General features: G+C 70.0%; 4 protein-coding genes and 1 pseudogene. 3 read left to right on the plus strand and 2 right to left on the minus strand.

Annotation, left to right across the window (positions count from 1 at the left end; all coding sequences use genetic code 11):
• The first annotated feature begins 153 nt into the window (after positions 1-153).
• The 3 genes from VF697_RS23910 to VF697_RS23920 all read left to right on the plus strand — a co-directional run bounded on the left by VF697_RS23910 (position 154) and on the right by VF697_RS23920 (position 1,738).
• Positions 154-744, plus strand: coding sequence for a thioredoxin family protein (locus VF697_RS23910; protein WP_331098765.1), 591 nt, complete (start codon positions 154-156; stop codon positions 742-744).
• 234 nt (positions 745-978) lie between these two features.
• Positions 979-1,215, plus strand: coding sequence for a hypothetical protein (locus tag VF697_RS23915; protein WP_331098767.1), 237 nt, complete (start codon positions 979-981; stop codon positions 1,213-1,215).
• 121 nt (positions 1,216-1,336) lie between these two features.
• A complete protein-coding gene (locus VF697_RS23920) occupies positions 1,337-1,738 on the plus strand; it encodes a hypothetical protein (RefSeq protein WP_331098769.1) in 402 nt (133 codons plus the stop codon).
• Between the two features lie 17 nt (positions 1,739-1,755).
• Here the strand turns inward: VF697_RS23920 and VF697_RS23925 are convergent, their stop codons facing one another.
• Together VF697_RS23925 and VF697_RS23930 are read right to left on the minus strand one after the other, a co-directional pair.
• The gene (locus VF697_RS23925) at positions 1,756-2,187 is read right to left on the minus strand and encodes a thioesterase family protein (protein ID WP_331098771.1); all 432 of its coding nucleotides are present in this window, start codon (positions 2,185-2,187) and stop codon (positions 1,756-1,758) included.
• Positions 2,188-2,206: 19 nt separating this feature from the next.
• Positions 2,207-2,686: pseudogene (locus tag VF697_RS23930) on the minus strand (iron-containing alcohol dehydrogenase); the annotation flags it as partial.

Raw genomic sequence — 2,686 nt, forward strand, 5'->3', positions numbered from 1 at the left:
AGCCCCGCGGCGCCCGACAAGCCCGAGGTGCTGCCCGAGCTGCTCACCACCGACTCCGTCGTCGAGGCCGTGCGCCGCGCGGCCGGGCGGGTGGCCGACGCGAGGTAGCCGTCACGAGTTTCCGCAGTACCAACCCAGAGGAGAGCTGACCGAATGAAGCCTTTCTTCGCCGCAGTCGCGCTCGCTGTGATGTTGCCCCTGGCGGCCCTCGCCGCCGAGACCACCGCCCAGGTGGGCAAACCCGCTCCGGCCTTCACCCTGAAGGACGAGGCTGGCAAGGAGCACTCGCTGTCGCAGTACAAGGGCAAGGTGGTGGTGCTGGAGTGGACCAACCCCGGGTGCCCCTTCGTGCAGCGCCACTACACGGCGGGCACCATGAAGAAGACGCTGTCGGGCTTCGACGCCAACAAGGTGGTGTGGCTGGCGGTGGACTCCACCTCGGGCAACGCGGCGGAGAAGTCCGCGGCCTGGAAGAAGGAGAAGGGCTTCACCTACCCGGTGCTCCAGGACGCGAGCGGCACGGTGGGCAAGTCCTACGGCGCCAAGACGACGCCGCACATGTACGTCATCGATGAGCAGGGCGTGGTGCGCTACGCGGGCGCCATCGACGACGACCCGCGCGGCAACAAGAAGGAGGGCATCACCAACCACGTGAAGACGGCGGTGGACGCGCTCCTGTCCGGCAAGCCGGTGCCGGCTGCGACGACCGAGCCGTATGGCTGCTCGGTGAAGTACAAGAGCTAGCGCGCCGTGGCCGTGCGGCCCTCGCCCCCGAAGCGGGAGCGGGGGCCCGCGTGCGGCGAATGAAGTGGCAGCTCGTGCGTGCATTCCCGAGAGCTTGCGCACCCCCCTCGTCAGGAGAGCAGCCAGCGGGGCGTGGGTCGGGCTCTTGTCGACTGCCGGAAGGCTTCGGACCTTTCCCTCATCACCGGGCCTCGCGCGATGGCGCGCGGGGCTCCTCTGTGACGGGAGAAAGCCATGGCGGAGAACAAGGGCGACGCGGTGCAGGGCACGCAGAACCCGCGCCTCGACAAGGACGCGAAGGCGCTGGAGCGTGAGTCGCGGCACCAGCCGGACGGTGTGGAGCGCCGGGACGTGGCGGACCAGGACGTGGGCGAGGACGGCATCAAGCAGAAGGGCATCGGCGGCTACGGCGCCGACGAGTCGAGCGTGAGCGAGCGGCGTGACGCGCCTCCGGTGAGCGACAACGGCTGAGACGGGGTGCGTGTCTCCACCCCCGGGAGCTCCCCTCCGGTCCGGTTTGCCAACGTCGGAAACACCCTTACGTTGGTGAGCCTTCCGGTCCGGAGGGCCTACCCGAGAGGAGCGGTGCCCCATGGCTGGAATCCGCGAGGACTACATCGAGCGGATGATCGAGAAGCTGGTGGCCGCGCTCGCCGCCATCCTCAAGGCGGGCAAGGCCCAGCGGACCGAGGAGGCGCTCGACCTCGTCCACCAGACGAGCCTGTCCCTGTTCGGCATGGAGTACCGGATGCTCATCACCATCGACGCGGGCTCGGTGGCGGAGCTGCTCGGGCAGCCGGAGAAGATCAAGGCGCTGGCGAAGCTGGTGAGCGCCGAGGCGGAGCTGCTCCAGCAGCGCGGAGATGCGGTGGGAGTGGCCCACCGGCTCGGCCATGCGCTCGCGCTGCTCCAGGAGGCCCAGCGTCGGCGGTCGACTCCGGACCCCGAGCTCGAGCCGCTCCTGCGAGACGTGCGGGACAGGCTCGCCGGGTAGCCTCGGACGACGACCCTTCAGGCCACGGAGATGCGCGCGAGCGCCTCGCGCAGCCGCTCGGGCATCGCGGTGGCCTTGCGCGACTGGCGGTCCACGAAGACGTGCACGAAGTACCCGTGGGCCGCGGGCTGCTGCTCGCCCTCCTTGAAGATGCCGATTCCGTACGTCACCGAGCGGTTGCCGAGCTTGTCCACGCGCAGGCCCGCCCGGAGCGTGTCGGGGTAGGCGAGCGGGGCGCGGTAGGTGCACCGCGACTCCACCACCAGGCCGATGATGGGGCTGGTGAGGATGTCCAGGCCGCCCTCGTGGATGAGGTAGTGGTTCGCCACCGTGTCGAAGTAGCTGTAGTAGGTGACGTTGTTGATGTGGCCGTAGACATCGTTGTCCATCCACCGGGTGGTGATGGGCAGGAAGTAGCGGTAGCGGTCCGCGGTCTCGGTGTCGGACATGTCGGAAGTCTCCGGGGGGCTACCAGTAGCGCAGGGCCTGGCGGAACAGGTCGGTGAGGACGGGCCGGGTCATCTCCCGGGGGGCGTTCTGTAGCAGGCGCTGCTGCGGATAGGCGCCTTCCGTGAGGGCCGCCACGTCCGCCTCGGTGTAGCCCACCCCGCCGAGGCCGTTGGGAATGCCCACCGCGCGCATGATGTGAATGAGCTTCCCGGCGAGCACCTCGCCCGCGTCACCCGGCGTGGCGCCGCGCACGTCCGCGCCCAGCCACCGCGCCGTCTCCAGGTGGCGCTCGGGGCTCTCCTGCGCGGTGTAGCGGAACACGGCCGGGGCATTCACGATGACGGCCATGCCGTGCGGCACCAGGGGCTCGCCCTGGGGGTAGCCCGAGGGGCGGAAGTCACGCACCAGCCCGGCCACGGCGTAGGCCATGCCGTGCGGCGCGTGCACACCGGCGTTTCCGAAGGCGATGCCGGCCAGCGTGGAGGCCCACATGAGCTG

Source organism: Archangium sp. (assembly GCF_036388035.1).
Lineage (GTDB): Bacteria > Myxococcota > Myxococcia > Myxococcales > Myxococcaceae > Archangium.

What these genes read in the sequence shown, in the direction of transcription:
- VF697_RS23910 (WP_331098765.1), top strand. Translation starts at nt 154, where the DNA reads ATGAAGCCTTTCTTCGCCGCAGTCGCGCTCGCTGTGATGTTGCCCCTG.
- VF697_RS23915 (WP_331098767.1), top strand. Translation starts at nt 979, where the DNA reads ATGGCGGAGAACAAGGGCGACGCGGTGCAGGGCACGCAGAACCCGCGC.
- VF697_RS23920 (WP_331098769.1), top strand. Translation starts at nt 1,337, where the DNA reads ATGGCTGGAATCCGCGAGGACTACATCGAGCGGATGATCGAGAAGCTG.
- VF697_RS23925 (WP_331098771.1), bottom strand. Translation starts at nt 2,187, where the DNA reads ATGTCCGACACCGAGACCGCGGACCGCTACCGCTACTTCCTGCCCATC.